Consider the following 18,373-nt stretch of genomic DNA (forward strand, 5'->3'; position numbering starts at 1 on the left):
CCGGGCTTCACCGGGAGGCGGTTACTCTGGCTCGACCTGAGCTGGAGGTTCAGAGATGATCAATCGAATCACGCAAGCGTTCAGTAACGACTCACCGGAAGACGGTGACGAACGGCTCCCGATAGATGGGCTGTCAGGCGAAGAAACACAGCACGCCCTCGACTACCTGAATCTCCTCGGTAAGGAGACGACGACCGAGAACATCGAGTGGGCGGCCTACCAGCTTCAGGCCGACGACGTCGACCTCGCGACGCTGATGGAGACGATGAAAGAGCGCGGTGAACTCGACAAGCGACTCATCGCACCGCGAGTCGTGCAGGACTATCCGGAGTTCCAGATCCGCGACGACCGAATCTCACAGATTCTGACGGTCACCTCGTTCCCCCGAAAGGTAGGACTGGGCTGGCTCGTCCCACTCACGCTCGCAGATGTCGATCTCCGCTTCTCGTTGCACGTTCGACCACGAGCCGCAAAGGACGTTCGCCGCCAACTCCAGAAACGCTACACGCAGGCCGTCACGTCGGTCGCGGTGAAGCAGAAACGCGGGCGGACGGACACCTACCAGGACGAACTCGAACGGCAGGACCTCGAACGCCTTCTCCAGAACACCATTCGAGGAACGACCAAGCTCTACGATGTCTCGATCTACCTCGAACTCGTCGCGGATACCCAGGACGAACTGGACGAGATGCTCGACCGCGTCGAAGCCATTCTCGCCGAGCAGGACGTCGATCTCAGTCCCGTCAAGCACCAACAGCTGGACGCGATGGGCTCCGTCGCGCCGCTCGCGACCGACACGATCAACAACACCCATCCGATCCAGCTCGAAGCGCTGGGGACGTTCTTCAACCTGGTCGAGCCGTCCATCTACGACCCGGAGGGCGTCCTGTTCGGGTTCGACGATACGAAGCGCCCGGTCATCCTCGACCGCTACGCGTTATCGGGACACTCGATGGCGATCTCCGGGAAGACCGGGTCGGGCAAGAGCTACTTCCGGAAGATGGAGATCTATCGGCGGCTGCTCGGCGACCCGAACGTTCAGTGTATCCTGTTCGACCCCGCCGGCGACGACTATCCACGCTTCGCTCAGTCGCTAGGCGGCGAGGTGATCCGTTTCGGTGGGAACTACACGGTGAACCCGCTGGACATCTCGCCGCCTGCTGAGGCCGAGTACGAGGGCGGAGAGGATACGTACGCGCTCACGATTCGGTCTGTCATCGAGATGTTGAACACGCACCTCGAACAGCGTGACGGGATGTCTGCTGGCGAGGAGGGTATCCTGATTCAGGCAGCACACTACGCGTATCTCTCGAAGGGCATCATCCTCGGAGAGTTCGACACCTACGGCAACGAATCGCCAGTCATCGACGACCTGATTCGTGGCGTGAACGTCATCGCGACCGGCGGTATCGAAGCCGCAACCGAAGCCGGCGTCATCGACGACGAAGAGGTCGAACACTTCCGAGCGCTCGGTGTGTTCGGCGACGAACTCGATGAGGAATCCGGCAGCAGTACGGCTGCGAAGGGTGTACCGTTCTCGGACACGATCGTCTCCCCGACCGAGCACCACGTCGCGCTGGCGACCTCGCTCCAACCAAAGTTCGAGTCGTTCAAACCCGGGGGTGTCAACCACAATCTGAACGGCCAGACGAACCTGGATCTCTCCTCGCGGCTGGTCGTGATGGACATGAGTTCGTTCGCCGACACAGGTGAAATGCCGCTCATCCTCCACGCGATGCTCTCGTGGGCGTACCTCGAGGCCAAGCGCTCGCCGTACAAGGTTGACGTGACGTTCGACGAGGCACACTACCTCCTGGGCCGGCCAGCTGCACGCGACCTGATCAACCTCTACATCCGGCACGCCCGCCACTACGAGGCAGGCCTGACGCTGATGAGCCAAACAGCCCACGAGTTCGTTCGAACGCCTGAGCGCCGCGAGGTGTACGAGAACTGTGACGTGAAGTGCCTGTTCTACGCCGAATCCGTCTCCGAGGAGACCGCCGAGTACTACGGGCTGTCCGCCGACGAGATTCGCTTCATCCAGACGGCGGCCCGTGGACAGGACTCTGATTACTCGGAGTGTCTGCTAGCGACGAGTGTCCACGGTCGACGACGGCTCGAAATTCGGAGCGGGCCGTTCGAACACACGGTTCTCGATGACGCGCTCGACCCGTGGGACTGGCTCGCCGGCGTCGAGGGCGTCGACCTCGTCGAGGGAGAAGGTCATGCCCGAAACGTCGAACTCCACGAGGATCTCGATATGACGGACCTGCCCCACGTGATGAATCGGGACATGGACCTCCAGATGGCGATGGAGGCTGATTTCGACGATGGGCTCTCTGTCGAGATCGACGAACCGTCGATTGATGCCAGCGACGTAGACCCGGACGGGCCAGCCGGGTCGGGCGAGAACGGAAACACCCCGGAGGAGGCATGAACTCGTCACTCCACATACTGTCGACCGCTTGTGGGGTCCAGACGAGCGGACGCGTCGACGACATCGAGGATCTGGCCGATGGGTGACCTCCTAGACCTTGGCTGGATTCCCGACGCTATTGCTCGGGCACTCTTCGAGTTCATCCGCTCGATGCTCGTGAGTGCGATCAACTTCATGTTCAACTTCGGGCTGAAGCCACTGCTGAACATCGATCCAGCAATCATGACCAGTGCCCAGGTCACGACCGCCTGGGACGACGTCTTCCGCCTCTCGATCGCACTTCTCCCGATTCTGATCGCCGCCGGACTGATCGCGATGCCGTTCAGTCAGGACCGCGAAGCCTCGCTCTGGAACATGGTGGCTCGCGTGGTCGCCGTCATATTCTTCATCGCTATCTCGCAGCCGCTGTTCGGGTTCCTCATCGAAGCCTCGAACGCGGTCACGAATGCACTTGCACCAGCGACGTTCGTCCTCACGTTCAACGCCGACCTCGGCGGGAGCTGGGGATCCACGCTCGGACTTGGCGTCGAGGTCGTCGCGCTCCTCGTGGCAGTGCCGCTGATGCTCATCGCGACGATCCTTGCGTCTGTTCTGCTGGTCCTCCGGCAGTTCATCGTCGTTACGGTCGCCGTGGGTGCGCCTTTCTTCGCCGTCCTCTGGTACGCGAACTGGGGGCCGATGAAGGCGATCAGCAACTTCGCTGCGACGTGGCTCCGAATGGGCGTCTACGCCCTGCTCGTCGGTCCAATTATCGCCCTGGTGATGCGTGTATTCAACGTCATCGCGACCGGTGGAATCTCCGCGACCGGCGACGTCGCCGACTTCTACGTTTCGGCAGCATTGGCGTTGATCTTCCCGATCATCCTGTTCGTCGTGATCTGGAAGACCATCGGTTGGGCAGGCCAGCCGCTCGGCGTCGACGCCGCATTCACCATGACTGTGGCCGCCGCAATCGCAGCCACCGGCGTCGGTGCAGTCGCTGTCGGCGCGGGAGCCGGGTCGGCGGCTGTCAGCAGTGCCTCCAGCTCTGGATCTGGAGCAGCGAGTGGTGGGAGTGCCGGCGGGGCAAGTAGTGGCGGAGCCGGTGCCGCTGGAAGCGGAGGGACCGCGTCGGATCCATCTGCTTCCACCGGGAACTCGACCGTCGGCGGCACGATGCGGAGTAGTATCTCAGATGCGCTGGGTACTCGAGAATCGGCCGTTGAGGATAGTGTCGATTCAGCACCAGGGTTGTTCTCAAGAGGAAAAGACTCTGCAGCTGGATTTGTTGCTGGTGCCCCAGGAGGAAACACCGCGCGTTCACACGCAAATCGGGCTAGCTCTGCCGCAAAGAGACTGGGTTCAAAAGCGAAGAGCGGTGGATTAGGTAGCGCTCGTAAGGCAATTGGGTCGGAGAGCATCGACAGTCATCGAAGAGCGATCAGTCAGAATCTTGCTGCCGCCGATGAGGCCGATGCGAACCGCGACTTCCTGACTGAGGCCTACCAAAATGGCGAATTCGATGTCACAGAGGCTTCCAGTCGGGGGATTCTGACTGGTGCTGAAGAGCCAGCGACTGGAGTCTCCACTGTGACTCCCGATGCTGAGGGCAAGGTGACCTACGAGACCACATCTGGCGGGAGTACAACCATCGACATTAACGATAGAGCCCAAAACTTCGGTCAGCAGGCTGCGGCGCTCAGAGATGACGCCTCCAAGTCGGCTAGGAGTGTGAAACGACTTCGGACTGCACAGAGCGCGGCGAAAGCTCCAGGACGAGCTGCGATCACGACCGGTCGAGCCAGCAAGCAAGTCGGGAAGACAGGAGTTAAGGCCGGAAAGGCAAGCGGAATCGTCTTCGCAGGGGCAATGACGCGAAGCCCATACGCAGCGTACAATATGGGAAAGCGGGGTGGAAAACACCTCATCGGCCCTGGAAACGACGAGTTGGCTGATTCAGCAAGTGAGGCAGACATCGACTGGGCAGCCCAAAGAGAGGGGCCGAATCAAGCCTCCGACCCTCCGTGGGAGAATGATAGTGGAGGTGAGCAATCAGAGACGCTGTGAAATTGCGCCTGGGACTACGACCCGACCACCTCCCTACGGAGCGAGATGTTATAGCGTAGTAACGGCATAGAGTGTGTGTAGAAGCCCATGAGTACGTCTTCGGTGACGTACTCAGTTTACAGAGGGACCCCTCGTGAGCCGATGAAACTCCTCAACACCGTACTCTCCGTAATCATCTTCCTCGGTATATTCGCCACTATCGAGTACGTGACCTACCGAGTCATGGAGCGAGATCACAAGAAGCGGAGCATATACAGGCTATTCTTTATTTTCGCCTGGTCTGCGTTGGCGCTTATCCACATGTGGATAGTGGCCCCTTGGCTCGATCTGCCACCGAATGCTATAGTGGCTCTCGGGCTCGGGATCCTGATTGTCTATGTCGCAGGTGGATTCGGCCTTCCCCTATTCAAATCAGTAGGTGTCATCGGACTCTTCCCATTCGCACTCGTGTATGAGATATTCGTCGTCCTGTTGCTTTCTGCAGAGGCTGTGTCGTTGGCTGCTTCTTCTCTTCCAGTTCCCCAGTTTGGATTCTTCTCGGCAGTCGTTCCAGCTGACGTTCGGATACAGGCGGCTCTCGTATTGGTTGTTTCTGCCTCTATCGTCTCGGCGATGTACTACAATCCCCGAGGAGAAAACGGGTACCACTACGCTACTGGCCGTCATGTAACGCCGAACGTCGATTACGACAAGTTCAGACAGATCCAGCGAGAGGGTGAGACAGCTCGGGATGGGCCGGACTCGTCGAATGTTACCAGCTCAGACAAGACTCAACGTCACTCCCAGACCTCCAGGGCACCAGCGAAAGCAGCTACCGACGAATTCGAGTACGCCTGGATGAACTCAGAGATTGGCTTCAACGACGTTGGGGGCTACTACGAAGTCAAGCAGCGGCTCACAGACGAGGTTCTACAACCAATTCATGCAGCGACCCAAGGTGACGAACGCTTCGACCGTTTCGGAATCGAGCCATCACGAGGGATTCTCCTCCACGGACCACCAGGAACTGGGAAGACTCTGTTTGCTCGAGCGCTAGCAGGAGAACTCGCTGTCCCGTTCGTCGAGTTAGGTCCTGCTGACATCACGAGTAAATGGATCAACGAGGGTCCGCAACGAGTTCGCCAGTTGTTCGAAGAAGCTGAGTCGCTTGGCCCATGTGTGATCTTCCTCGACGAGGCCGAACATCTCCTCGGCGGTCGCGATGTCGGCGCCGGCGGAGCTCACGCTGAAGACCGGAAGATTACGAGCGAACTTCTGGTCCACCTCACTGCAGACGATCGAACGGCCATCGTTGTCGGAGCAACGAATCGCCCAGAAGACATCGATCCAGCGATTCTTCGACCAGGACGATTAGCCACGCATATCGAGATTGGTCTTCCCGAAGAGGAGAGTCGTCATGCGATTATCCAGTCGAAACTGCAGGGGGTTCCACACGAACTCTCGGGTGATAGTTTTGCAGATCTCGCAAGGCGGAGTCGCGGTCTCAGTGGTGCAGATATCGAAGAAGTAGTCACGAAAGCGAAGCGGAATGCGGCGACGCGAGATGCTGACAGGGTTTCTCTAAGAGACTTCCCAAGCGTCGAGGACCTCGATGTGACCAGTAGGTCATCCTCCACTAACCGAACTCCACAAGTCGGTTCTGGCGATGTCGACTGGACCGATTCTGCATCAGACGACGATTCTGCCGTCGGGTTCCAGTGAGATTTAGTCGAGGAAAACAGAGATTCCATTGCGGTTAGTTACCCCACAAAACCAAACAAGTTCTGATTCGTGGGGTAACTCTTGTGAGAGCGAATATGCCCTCATTCCCTGAAGAGATATTCTAGCCAACGAGACCCTGTTCGGGAGATCATGAGTAGCGAAACTGATATTTGAGTAGGGTATCATCTCATCCGTAGATGCCGAGCTTTCTCAAAATTCAGGGGTTCGTGTTCGATACGCAGGCACTGAAGGATGCGTATCTAGCGGTTCCACCTGCGGCGCGTTCGTCCAACAAGGGGTACGATGAGGCAGCGCTCGAAGCGCTGATCCGGTATTTTGCTGACTGGTGGCCTGCCCGTGAAGAGTCATTAATGGCACAACCAGAAGAGACGTTGGAGTCCTTGTCCGGCGATGAAAAGAGAGAGCTCTACAACGAATTTACCAAGCGGTTAGCCAGAAATCTCGAAGAGCAGTACAGCAGAGATATTGATCAAGAGAAATTTGAGGGGTTTCTCCACCGAATCACACAACAACCTGTACCGAAGCCACTTGGAACGTTCTTCTTACGCTGGTTGTGGCGGTTTTCAAAGCAGTTGCATGAGTACGACCAGACGCTGTTTTCTGGCTCAGAGCAGCTCGAAAGCTCTGCTGATTCAGATATCGACAATCCTGACGAGGTCGGACTAATACCAGCAATCCATCGCCTTCCTGGAGAATACCTGGAGACGAAGCACGCTCAGTACGAGGGTGATATCAAAGTCAATCAGATCCGGTTCAGCGCACTGGAAAGGATCCGGCAACAGGGTTCGTTGTCAGAAGAAGATCTGCAGACGTTCGTGGATGAAGAGAATACAAAGTATGACACTGACATCATGCGGGCGTTCGATTCATTCAGCGTTCTCGGTCAACTGTACTTCGACTATTTCCGCCCGCGTGTCAGTGCATATTTAGACGATATTACGAGCGCTCTGATTGAGGAGGTGGGAATTGACGAAAGTACGGCTCACGTCGTCGATTTCCTCGCCCCTCGAAATATCCTTAGTGACGACGCCTGGTTTGCGATCTATCCCGAAATCCGTGGGAGCAAGGGCAACGCGTACCAGTTGTTCATGGGGATTCAGTGGGACGGTGTGCGGTACGGGTTGTACGTTGGAGACGAACTACGTGAAGATGGATGGCAAGACCGAGTCGATATTGAGACCATCACCGAAACCGACGCGCTGACGCTGGATCTCTTGATCGACAAATTCGACGAAGTGCTGCCGGAGTACTATCGGTTGAATGAGATTCAGAGTGTTGACCCACCAGAACGGCCGCCAGAAGACGTGGTTGAGACGGTAACGTGACAGTTGGAGTCTGCAAAGCAGGTCGTGTTCTATGGACCACCGGGAACGGGTAAGACGTTCGAGGCGAAGCGTTTTGCCGATTGGTGGGTGTTCAACCAGAGCGACGGGAAGCCGCGCGATGAGCAGGTTGCGTCCGTAACGTTCCATCCCTCGTTCTCGTATGAAGACTTCATTGAGGGGCTGACTGCTGAGGCCACAGAAGGAGGCGACGTCCAGTACCAGATCGAAGACGGGGTGTTGAAGCGTGTTGCGGAACGGGCTCAAAAAGCGTACGACCAAGCACAGGAGTCCGCCTCGGCCTCGGACGGATTTAGTGAGTCTGGATCCGCACCCCCGTATGTTCTCATCATCGACGAGATCAATCGCGGGAATCTCGCCCAAGTGTTCGGAGAGGTCATCACGTTACTTGAGGCAGACAAACGCGGGAGCTTTGAGGTTTCATTGGCTCACTCTGGTAAACAGTTCTCGCTGCCGCCTAATTTATACGTGATTGGAACCATGAACACAGCCGATCAGTCGATTGCGCTGGTGGATACAGCACTTCGCCGGCGCTTCCGGTTCGTGGATTTCCCTCCGGATCTCAATGTGGTCTGGCAGGAATACAACATGGAGGCGAACTCACCGACCGTTGCAGTGACGCAGCCAGGCGCTGCAGGCTCTCGCAGAGAACAATTGTTGGGCGCAAGTGTAGAGGCGATATCGGAGCTGAATAAGCGGATTCTGCATGCACCTGAGCTTGGGAAAGGCAAGCAGCTCGGTCACACCTACTTGCTTGGACATGATTCAGCAATAGACGTCGTCGACGCATGGCGGTACGATATCCTTCCGCAACTGGAGGAGTACTATTTCGGCCAATTCGACCGGCTTCAGAACGACCTTCTCACCGAAACCGGCGAACGCCTCATCGATTGGAAGACAGAACAGATTCGGTCATTCGATGCCGAGTCGTTGTATATCGCGCTATGCCAGATTGCGCGAATCAGCGACCCGATCCCGCTTATTGATACATCAGAGGTAGTCGTTTCCGACGGAGACGGTACATCGGTCGAGGCTCAGGATTCCTGGGCTGCCGGCGAGAAGACACAGGAAGCATTTCGAGAGCGTATACGAAGCAATTTGAATTCGGAAGCCGCAGAACGGGTCGAACGGCTGTTGGACATCGGTGAGGACCTTGGATGGGTTGATACTGGCCGGGGAGATCAATTCCCAACCGCCCAGCTCAAAACCGACGACATTGATCCTGGTGTCGGCGTGATTCAACTCAATCAGGACGGGGAAATCGATTTCCGATGGGACTGGCTTTCGGGTCGCGAAGAGAATTCGCTCACTCCAGAATTCATAGATGATGCTGCATCCGTATTTGATGAAATCGACGGATATGCACACTCATGGAATCCTGATGAGGAAGAGTTCGAATCACCGACGCTCGATGTCGCCACGTTAACCGACGAAGAGATGGACGCATTGGTTGAGGGGCTCCAGTCCTTCGCTCAACAGGCGGCAAACCAAGATGAGTGAGTTTGCTATCAGCCACTTCGGACCCGTAGTTGACTCTACATCGAAGGATGAAACGGTTCCACCGTCAGACCCGATCTCGCTAGAGGAACACGACCAAACAATTCCATTTGAGATTGGTGAAGAAGATATTGCCTTTCTAGAACAACTTGAGGAGGAGTGTACGCCAGCACCGCTCTCCGTATCATATACAAGCGAGGGACTAGCGGTACTTTCTACGGGCACTCATGTTGGTGTGTTGACCCTCCCAAGCGGAACGCAGGTGGAGGTAACACCGAAACGGTCCGTCACTAACCTACTTTGGGCACTGCAATATGCCTTCGATACCCCTGTCGAGTCAATTGATGTCGAGACAGAGTTTAGTGCTGCATCGACCTTTTTCGATGCAATCGCTGTATTGTTCCTCAGTGAGCTACGGACTGTTCTCGACCGAGGACTGCATCGGGAATACGTTAGGACGAACTCGGTTCGAGAGCACGTCACCGGTCGAATTGATGTCCAACGACAGCTCCGGCGATCGATAAGTGCACCAACGGACTTTGCGATCGAGCACGATGAGTTCACGGCGGATTCTGAATTGAATCGTGCTGTACTCACAGCGACTCGAGTCCTCACTCGGTTGGTTCGAGATACAGACCTCGCCAGCAGTCTCCGTGTTCAGGAGCAGCGGCTCCGGCAGTTTGTAACCCCTTCGTCAGTCTCAGTGGAGGCAGTAGAACGAATCGAGCTGTCGCGACTGAATGACCATTACGAGACTCTGGTAGACCTGACTCGGACTGTTTTGACACGTGATTTCTTCGAGGATGTTAGTGCTGGATCACAGCGGTCACTCGCTCTCTTCGTGAATATGAATAATATTTTTGAACGGATCGTAGAACGGGCATTTCGGGCGGCAGCGAAGGAACACGGTGATTTGGTCGTGGAAGGGCAAGCGTCAATTCAAAACATCGTAGATGGACCACATGCCGTCTCGATGCGTCCTGATGTCGTCGTCAGAGATCGCGAAGGAGCCCCGATTACGGTTATAGACGCGAAATGGAAGACAGGTTCTGTTTCATCTGGAGACGTGTACCAGTTGACCTCCTATATTCTTGCGATGGAGACTGACGGAGCGCTGGTTTTCCCAGGACATCGAGATCGAGGATCAGAACAATCGAGGGTGTTAGACGAATTCAGACTCCGCTCGAGAACCATCTCCACAAATGCGCCTGTTTTTTCGTACGACGATTATGTCGACGCGCTCGAATCAAGTGCATCTGATTATCTCGTCGAAGTACTGTAGTTACAGGTCCTGCGTCACCGGGGAGAGCTTCTTCGTTTGGACCTGAGAGAGCGACTTTGAGTTACCCCACAGATTGATATCTATCGCTCAATGTGGGGTAACTATGGGAGAAGAGGAGTCAACGAAACCACCAGCGCCCGATCTTCCGAAGTATCTTCGCGAGCCACTGGAGAAGCAATCGTCGGAGCGGCTCGAAGAGGTTGCGTCGTACGCGACCGAGTTGGCGAAATGGAAACGGCAGCAACGCCAAGATGAACTCGAACGTCGATGGGCTGAAGAAGAAGTCGGCGAGGAGGACCTCGAGGACCTGGAAGAACGTGAAATCTCGACAGATCCGAAGGACTACGATGATGTTCCTGCTAGCGGGGCCTACATCACCGTGAAGACAACGAAGCAGACCGGAGAGAGAAGTTACCGGTACTACTACTGGCAGTGGCGAGAGGGCGATTCGTGGAAGAACGAGTACATCGCACCGGTTAACCCAAGGTGAGAACGAGCTCGACGAGGCCAGAAACCGGGACCCTCTCCCCCCGTCATCGATGTGTAAAACCGTGAGAAGGGGGCGGGGGGAGAAGATGAGATCATGCGAAAATGGACGGAACAGCCGCAGACACGGACGAGAGGTCGTGAGACTCCTAAAGTAACTTCTCTAGAAGTTATGACTCTAGTCTGACGAAGTTTTATGTCACCTCCGGATTAACCAGAACTGCAATGGACCTAGAGTGAGTGTCAGGTGGAGTGATGCTCCAGCTGACCGAGCGAGGTCAATCGCTCTGAATGATCGGTATTCTACACCCTCCTTCCCTTGCTATCACTAGCGTTAGACCCTCTCACCCTGAATGAGACCGTTCGCTCTATCGCTTCTACCCGCCCTTCATCGGTGATTTACACATCGATGACGGGGGGAGGGGGTTGCGTTATGGACTCGAGGCCATTCGTCGGGGACTTCCTCCCTCTCGTTTGTCGGACGGTATCTTCCTATACCGATAGAGTCTGACAAGAGTGATCTGTACTATTCGCACCTGGACTCTGCGTTCACTAATATCGAACACCCTTGCTCGGTTTCGTGGAACTAGTCACTGCATCGAAATCAGTTACACTTCGATGACGGGGGGAGGGGTCAGGAACTTACACATCGACGACGGGGGGTGTATCTACACTCATACTCCGCGAAAAGCGCCAGCCTCAGTCCTGGTGGAAATCCTTCAGCTGTGCGTTGACCACCGTTCGGAGGAGTTCCTCTTGTTCGGCAATACTCTCCAATCGGGTGTCTTCCGTGATCCGTTTCATGATTCCCGTGGGGTCACCCGTGAAGGTGAACTCCATGTACATCCCACCACCGCGACCGCGACTCTTCCTCGACGTCGAAATCAAGCCGTACGTGGAAAGCTCTTTGACGTACTTGACGTACGTCTCCCGAGTCATCTGGTCCGCGTCGAGCTCGTCCGTCACCCACTGATACACTTTGAATCCGACGGGGCTCGGAACAGAACTTCCAGAGCGCTTCGAGTAATGCGCGACGGCAGCAGTGGCGTACAACGAGATCTTTTTCTGCGTCGTGAGTCCCTCGACGAGCTTCAGCGAACGGTCCTTGTCGATCTCTTCCTGTGATTCGCGGACGTGATGTTCCTCGACGCTGTCGTCACTACGCTCGTCGGCGAGGTCGCCAGCGCCACGGAACAGGTCGATGGCCTTCCGAGCATCCCCGTGACTTTGTGCTGCGAAGGCAGCGACGAGTGGAATCACGTCATCGGAGAGCGCATCCGGTCGGAAGGCGTCACGACGATTCTGGAGTATCTCGCGCAACTGGTTGGCATCGTAGTCCGGGAAGTACACGTCCCGTGGGTTGAACGAACTCTCGGCTCGCCCGTCGATGTCCTCCATGAACTTCGGATCGTTCGTCAGCGCCGCGACGGAGACTCTACCCTCGATCTCATTCGTGTTACTCGCTCGCGAGAGCTGGTAGAGCAGCTTCGAGTAGGCGGGTTCGTCGTTAGCGCGGCGTCCGACCAGGAGGTCGATCTCGTCGAGGATGAAGATGACCGAGTCGTAGTGGGTGTTGATGAGTTCGTAGAGACGTCTGTACTTGCGTTTAGTCGACACGCCAGTTTCGGGCACGCCCACTTCTGCGCCGACGTCCTTCGCGACCGTCTGGACGAGTTCGTAGACCGCCTGATCGAGGGTATTGATCGGCTGGCAATTTATGTCGACAACACCGAAGCTCTCACCCTTCGATTTGCAGAGCTCGACGATTTGCTGCGTCACGGCACCGATGATGAGTGACTTCCCAGTACCGGCAGGACCGTAGAGAAGCATATTCGGCGGCCGGTTTCCTTGCAGTGTCGGCTTCAGGAACGACACGACGGACTCAAGTTGGTCGTCGCGACCGACGATCCGCTCTTCGTCGATGATGGTGTCGGGCTCGACGAGGTCACGGTTGACGAAGACTGACCCGCCACCGTCCTCGTTGAGCATATCCCGGATCGACTGCTGTGTACTTCCGTCAGCGTCGTCTTCGGAGAGACCGAGAGACGCGTTGTCGGCAGCGGTATTGTCCTGAGTGGCATCGGACGTGTCCTCTGTCTGTGATTGCGTTGCTTCATCTTCCAACGTAGATTGATCAGTGCCACCCTGATTGCTGCCGGCCATACTTCTGCTGTGTGACGGAGGTATTAAAAAGATTAACCTCCGTCGATGTATATCTCTCGGCGTCATTTGGGCTACTCCTCATATTCGGCATTCTGGGCTATCTCGGCTCAATACCGGTGACGAAGTACATTGCTGTGGTTCTCCCCCCGTGTTCGAAGTGTAACAGCGTGCGGTTCGGCTGGATTTGGATACCGCCCTGATATTGTCGTCCAAATAATCTGTCAGCCACACCCCCCGTCATCGATGTGTAACTCGCACATCTCCCGCAGTCCTCGACTGAAATCTTCCCAACACGTACCGCACCCCCCGTCATCGAAGTGTAAAAGTCGACTCCTGCATATAGATCTACGGCTCATTCGATGCTGGAAGATAGTAAGCTGCGACCGATTGCGGGTGATACAATCGCAGCGTGTGTCGCAGAAACTGTCTTTACGTCTGCCATGTAACCTATTCCCTAAAACGAGTCTGATGCCGTACTTAGCCCTCCTCGACGATACTCGAGTCATTCCTCCACAAGTAGACGATGGAGAGACCGTCTCCTGCCCTGTCTGCGAACAACCGATGGCAGTAGTGAAATCACACGAACGGGGGAACGCCTTCATTTCTCGGCATTTCCGTCACCACGAGCAGGAACAGAGGTCTGAGATCTCTACAAAATCAGGGCAGGTCACGTTCGATGATCTCGCCACGACCGGCGAGTGCCCTGGGGAGTCAGATGAGCATCTAAAGATGAAGTCGATAGCCTATGCTCGTCTCGAACACGATTTCCCCGACGCCACAGTAGAGTTGGAATCGGGCGTCGGTGACCGAATTGCTGACGTATTGGTGACCTTCGACGAGCCCTGTCATCCGTATGGGAGGGGAATTGCTGTGGAGGCTCAGTATCGTAATCACGGAAAGGATATCGAGGCGGTCACGGACCATTATCTCGACCGGGAGTACAGTGTCGCATGGCTCGATGAAGCCGACTTCACAGAGTACGACGTGGATCTCTCCGGTATGCTGACCGTCTGGCCCTACGTGCTTCCGAGTAGGACTGGAACCGAAGGCTATCCCGACGTGACGAGATGGCTCTGGCAGGAGAAGTCGGTCTCTGTGTCGATGGAAGTCCCGATTCCTGGTGAGTTCTGGGCTTCATTCGACAAGTCCGGAGAGTGGGTAACCGTCGCACAGCGCCGGATCCGTAAGAAGGGGCGGGCGTGGGTGACGATTTCTCGCTCACCAACAGGGAATCTCACCTTCCAGCTCGGAAAGAAGGACTGGGGATGGAACGCAGATACGCATCGAGTCACGGTCCAGCTTGAACAGAGCGATTGTGCGGAATTACGGTCTTTTGTAGAGACACTCCAGCCGAAAGCGTTCGGTCAAGAACGTCCATCGGAGGTGGAGCGTGAACACCCCTGGCACGACCTCACCACCGCTTGGCTTGCGGGCTCCCCCAGAGTAACGGCGTGGCTTTCAGCATCGCTCTCTCCAGATGGGGACGTCGTCCTCTCTCTGGGGAAGAAACATCCCAAGGAAACCGATCGGGTCACGGTCCAGGTCGATAAATCCGTCGTCCCTGAGCTCCGAGAATTAACCGACCTGCTCGAAACAGCCTTCGAAATAGAATCGGGATGACCTCCAGATTTCACCACAGCGTTCCATACGACAACTTCCAGATTTATCGCCGGCTCACAAGGACTCTCGCACGATGTTGTCGAACTCGATAAGGATGGACTCAGGAACGAATTGCTCGAAAGTCACGCTTCCTTCGCTGAACCTAACCGTCACTCGAGGATGTAATGGCTCGCCATCTTCTGGGAACCGGACCACAGTCGGTACCGATACGAGACCTGTCGCAGCGGCAAGTTCTGTGTCACCACGGCGGACCAGATCCTCAACGATCGGGTCGTGACGGACGTCGGAGATGCGTTCTCCATCCGGCTCCTTCGAACGAACTTCGATTTCTCTTGTGTTATCCTGTGAATTGAGGTTCCGGAGTTGGAGCGTCGAATATCCATCTACGCACGCGTCCTCGAATCGGCCTCGGATTCCGGCATCGAGAAACGAGATTCGTTCTGCTCCATCCATCTCGTAGTACTTCGACACAGCGCTGGCTGTGGCATCTGCAGTCTCTGTATCGCTGGCGCGTACTGCGAGAAGTTGCGACCTGGGTTTGAACGTCGCGACGGTCGTTTCCCGGTCGTCAGGGGCGAGTGTGAGCTGTGTTTGTGATCCAGTTTCCGGCACCTGGCAGACGACGTAGATACGGTCGTGGTCCCTGATTGCTGTCTCGACATCAGGGCCGTACGCTCCAGAGGAACTCTCGTTATTGCTTCGTCCGAGGGCATCATCGGAGGAGAGTCGGTGCAGGCCGTCGACCCGATAGTAATAGACGGTGGGTTCGCCGGCGAATCTGAGCTCGGAAGCGGCTCGCCGGAGTTCGACCTCGGATAGCTCGTCGAGGAAACTCTCGAAATTCTTGTCGTCGACGTCGATGGAGATCTCGGCCGCCTGGAGGACACGCCGGCGGGCCGCTCGTGTCGGAAGAGCCTGTATGAGTTCCTGCGGTGAGGCTTCGTTCTGAGTAGGGTCAACAGGGAGGTCCATATCTGAATCAGACACGTTACTACCAGTCGTAGTGTGGCCGTTGGAAGTTATATGTTAAGAACATCTGATTTACCACCAATAGATGGATGCCAGCAATCCAGACGAATTAGTCCGGAACATACGAGAACAATATTTGGCTGATTCACCTGATCTGGTGAGGACGAGTCTTCACGGTCACTCGAATGTCGTCCAGATGAACTTTGCCTCGACGTATTTCCCGCTCGAATTCATCCAGAACGCAGACGATGAGGGTGCCAGTGCTGTTCGTTTCCAAATCCGCAAGATCGACGGAGACTGGTGCTTAGAAATTCTCAACAACGGGCGTGAGTTCACCGATAGTGCACTCGTGGGCCAGAATGGAGATGCCGATGACGTCAAGGACGACGTAACTGGACTGTGTGCCGCTGGCGTCTCACCGAAGCATCCCCGTGATCACATCGGTTTCATCGGTGTGGGATTCAAATCGATCTTCGAGATCAGTCAGTGTGTCGAGGTTCATTCCGGTCAATTCCATTTCTCGTTCGATAGAGAGCGTGCGGAAGAGCACGGTGATGAGATTCCTTGGAGAGTCGTCCCCTGGAGTTGTAAGCCTACGGAGGAGACAGGGGTTCCCACGAAGATTGACGGAACCGAGTATACTACCCGGTTTGTCGTCAGGCTGGATGAACGGGGACAGCAACTGCTTTCCGACGACGAACTCTTTGAACCACTCCGGAGCGAGAACATCGACCGACGTGTCTTTCTCTTCTTGAAGGACGTACGTGAGCTATCTATCGATGATGATTACTCGGACAGCTCACGGCGTATTAGCCGGACAGATGAAGTTCGTGATGATGGATTAGCCTCGTCCGTTGAGAGTGCAAGACAGGGGTTTCCCAGTTCAAAACAGGAAACGATCAGAGACGAGGCAGACGCGCAGTTCGATCCTATCGAAGTTGTAGAGCTTGAGGAGTCGTTAGCGGATGGAACGATGGAGGCGGATACGTGGGTACTGTTCAAACATCTCTGGGAGGTTCCGGATAGCATCCAGGATGATCCGAAGACTGAGCAGTATATGCGAGGGGGTGTGGACTATCGTGAGGTGTTCATCGCCTGTATCGTAGACGAAGATGGTGGATTCGCTCGGCCAGAAAGCGGGACACTGCATACCGGCGTGTTCAGCTATCTTCCTCTCAAAGAACTTGAGACTGACTTCGACTTTCTCGTTCATGCGGATTTCCTCACGCCTGCTGACCGACAGACGATCAAGCAAGAGCTGCCCTGGAACCGCGAGATCGCGCAGGGCGTAGTCGAGTGTGCGAAGGATGTCCTCGATGTCGTTGCCGGCCACGACGATTGGTGGACAGACCTTGGCGTATTCGTTCCAGAAGGACGGGGAGACACATTCGTAACGACTGAGATCGTCGACAAAATCCACGAGCACGTCGAGAACTCGAAACTGGTTCGGGATCAGGCGGGTCAGCGAATCAAACTTGACGACTGCCAGGTGGTTGACGAACACATTCGCGAAGCGTTCGACGCTGATCAAGTTGAGGAAGCGGGTGCTTCCCGCCCCATCCACGTGGAACACGAAGATATCTACCGGACGGTCAAGGGACGGAACTCACTGGGACTTCATGACTTCCTGCAGAGCCACGAGGTAACGTCTCCTCTCGAAGAACTCACCGACAACACTCGAAAAGATACCTTCGAGAAAATCTATAACGGCCTCTCAAGCAAGAGTTCGTGGAAGCAATCAAAGACCCTCAGCTCAACTGGTATTCCTCTTGAAGATGGAAGAGCCGTGGGCACTGATGATGTGGAACAGGTCTATCTTCCGCCTGCTGAGCTTGACCTGGGTGAGTTCGAAACTGAGAACCCGCTACAAGAGGTCCGGTCCTCTCTCAATATCGTAGATAGTGACCTTGCCGAGCAAGAGGAGATTCGGTCGGTGCTGGGTGGAAACGATGTGGATGAATTGACCGAAGGAGCATTGATCGAAGAGTGGCTCCAGACCGTCAACTGGGGATCACTCTCGACGAACGATCGACACCTCGCAGCGGCGATTCTCTGTCGAGCATTCACTGACGGCGAGTGGGAAGTCGGTGAAGATCCGCTGGCCCTTCGACTACAATCTGAAGATGGCTCCTGGCTCTCGGCATCCGGAATTCTACTCGGAGAAGCCTACGCTCCGACTGTGACAGACGATTCAGATGCTTCGAGTCAAGATCTCCAGGCTGCACCTTGGTTTACCACAGACACGGTGACCGAAAACCGCGGTATCTTCGCTGAAGCAGGAGCTGACGCTCTTAGAACCGGTCCTCGATACGTGAGTGAAGCGTACCTCGAAACGTTCGACGAGCTCGATGTAGACGACTGGAGATCGTTCCTTCGGAAACTTGGAGTCGATTCGATGCTCGATGAAAAACACACGATTGGAGCGCTGGGAGAGCTCTTCGTGAAGCTGCAGCTTGAAGCGGATCAAGACGTCGACGTGAGGCAGGCGAAGATCGGTCGGGATTTGGACGTCGGCTCTATTGGTGACCCCGACGGGCAGATTATCGAAGTCAAGTCAACGGCAGAGTCGAAACGGGATTTCAATCTCAATACCAAGCAAACGCAACTGCTCGAAAAGGAGTCAGAGCGATATCGTGTGTACAGGGTGACCGAGGTCCTGTCGACAGATCCGATTGTACGCTTTGCAGATGCGGAGACGGCCCGTAGTGCAGGAACGTTCAAACTGGAGTTCTCGAGTAACGATTGGCAACGACACTCTTCACCATTGGGGACGAGGTCCTCCTACTGATAGCAGTATCACCTCTGCTG

At 55.7% G+C, this 18,373-nt stretch carries 11 protein-coding genes; 9 read left to right on the forward strand and 2 right to left on the reverse strand.

Annotation, left to right across the window (positions count from 1 at the left end; all coding sequences use genetic code 11):
* Positions 1-55: 55 nt before the first annotated feature.
* The 7 genes from SG26_RS19135 (at position 56) to SG26_RS19165 (ending at position 10,817) form a co-directional block, all read left to right on the forward strand.
* Positions 56-2,437 carry a VirB4 family type IV secretion system protein gene (locus SG26_RS19135; protein ID WP_050038533.1) on the forward strand — a complete coding sequence of 794 codons (2,382 nt, stop codon included), beginning with the start codon at positions 56-58 and terminating at the stop codon, positions 2,435-2,437.
* 78 nt (positions 2,438-2,515) lie between these two features.
* The gene (locus tag SG26_RS19140; RefSeq protein ID WP_050038534.1) at positions 2,516-4,483 is read left to right on the forward strand and encodes a hypothetical protein; all 1,968 of its coding nucleotides are present in this window, start codon (positions 2,516-2,518) and stop codon (positions 4,481-4,483) included.
* A gap of 141 nt (positions 4,484-4,624) precedes the next feature.
* Positions 4,625-6,184: a 26S protease regulatory subunit gene (locus SG26_RS19145; RefSeq protein ID WP_050038535.1), complete on the forward strand. Its 1,560-nt coding sequence runs from the start codon at positions 4,625-4,627 to the stop codon at positions 6,182-6,184.
* Positions 6,185-6,381: 197 nt separating this feature from the next.
* Positions 6,382-7,530 carry a hypothetical protein gene (locus SG26_RS19150; RefSeq protein WP_050038536.1) on the forward strand — a complete coding sequence of 383 codons (1,149 nt, stop codon included), beginning with the start codon at positions 6,382-6,384 and terminating at the stop codon, positions 7,528-7,530.
* Between the two features lie 3 nt (positions 7,531-7,533).
* Entirely contained in the window at positions 7,534-9,048 is a 1,515-nt protein-coding gene (locus SG26_RS19155; RefSeq protein ID WP_079980873.1) for an McrB family protein, read from the forward strand.
* The gene (locus SG26_RS19160) at positions 9,041-10,327 is read left to right on the forward strand and encodes an McrC family protein (RefSeq protein WP_050038538.1); all 1,287 of its coding nucleotides are present in this window, start codon (positions 9,041-9,043) and stop codon (positions 10,325-10,327) included. The genes SG26_RS19155 and SG26_RS19160 overlap by 8 nt, the downstream gene beginning before the upstream one ends.
* 103 nt (positions 10,328-10,430) lie before the next feature.
* Positions 10,431-10,817: a hypothetical protein gene (locus SG26_RS19165; RefSeq protein ID WP_050038539.1), complete on the forward strand. Its 387-nt coding sequence runs from the start codon at positions 10,431-10,433 to the stop codon at positions 10,815-10,817.
* A gap of 695 nt (positions 10,818-11,512) precedes the next feature.
* Here SG26_RS19165 and SG26_RS19170 read toward each other — a convergent pair.
* Positions 11,513-12,802: an orc1/cdc6 family replication initiation protein gene (locus SG26_RS19170; RefSeq protein WP_079980877.1), complete on the reverse strand. Its 1,290-nt coding sequence runs from the start codon at positions 12,800-12,802 to the stop codon at positions 11,513-11,515.
* A 642-nt stretch (positions 12,803-13,444) separates the two neighbouring features.
* Between SG26_RS19170 and SG26_RS19175 the strand changes: the two genes are divergently transcribed.
* A complete protein-coding gene (locus SG26_RS19175) occupies positions 13,445-14,596 on the forward strand; it encodes a hypothetical protein (protein WP_228841629.1) in 1,152 nt (383 codons plus the stop codon).
* Positions 14,597-14,650: 54 nt separating this feature from the next.
* Here the strand turns inward: SG26_RS19175 and SG26_RS19180 are convergent, their stop codons facing one another.
* Entirely contained in the window at positions 14,651-15,583 is a 933-nt protein-coding gene (locus SG26_RS19180; RefSeq protein WP_228841628.1) for a hypothetical protein, read from the reverse strand.
* Between the two features lie 67 nt (positions 15,584-15,650).
* Here SG26_RS19180 and SG26_RS19185 point away from each other — a divergent pair, with 67 nt between their 5' ends.
* Positions 15,651-18,353, forward strand: coding sequence for a protein NO VEIN domain-containing protein (locus tag SG26_RS19185; protein ID WP_228841627.1), 2,703 nt, complete (start codon positions 15,651-15,653; stop codon positions 18,351-18,353).
* Positions 18,354-18,373 lie beyond the last annotated feature (20 nt).

The organism is Haloarcula sp. CBA1115 (genome assembly GCF_000827835.1).
GTDB classification, from domain to species: Archaea; Halobacteriota; Halobacteria; order Halobacteriales; family Haloarculaceae; genus Haloarcula; species Haloarcula hispanica.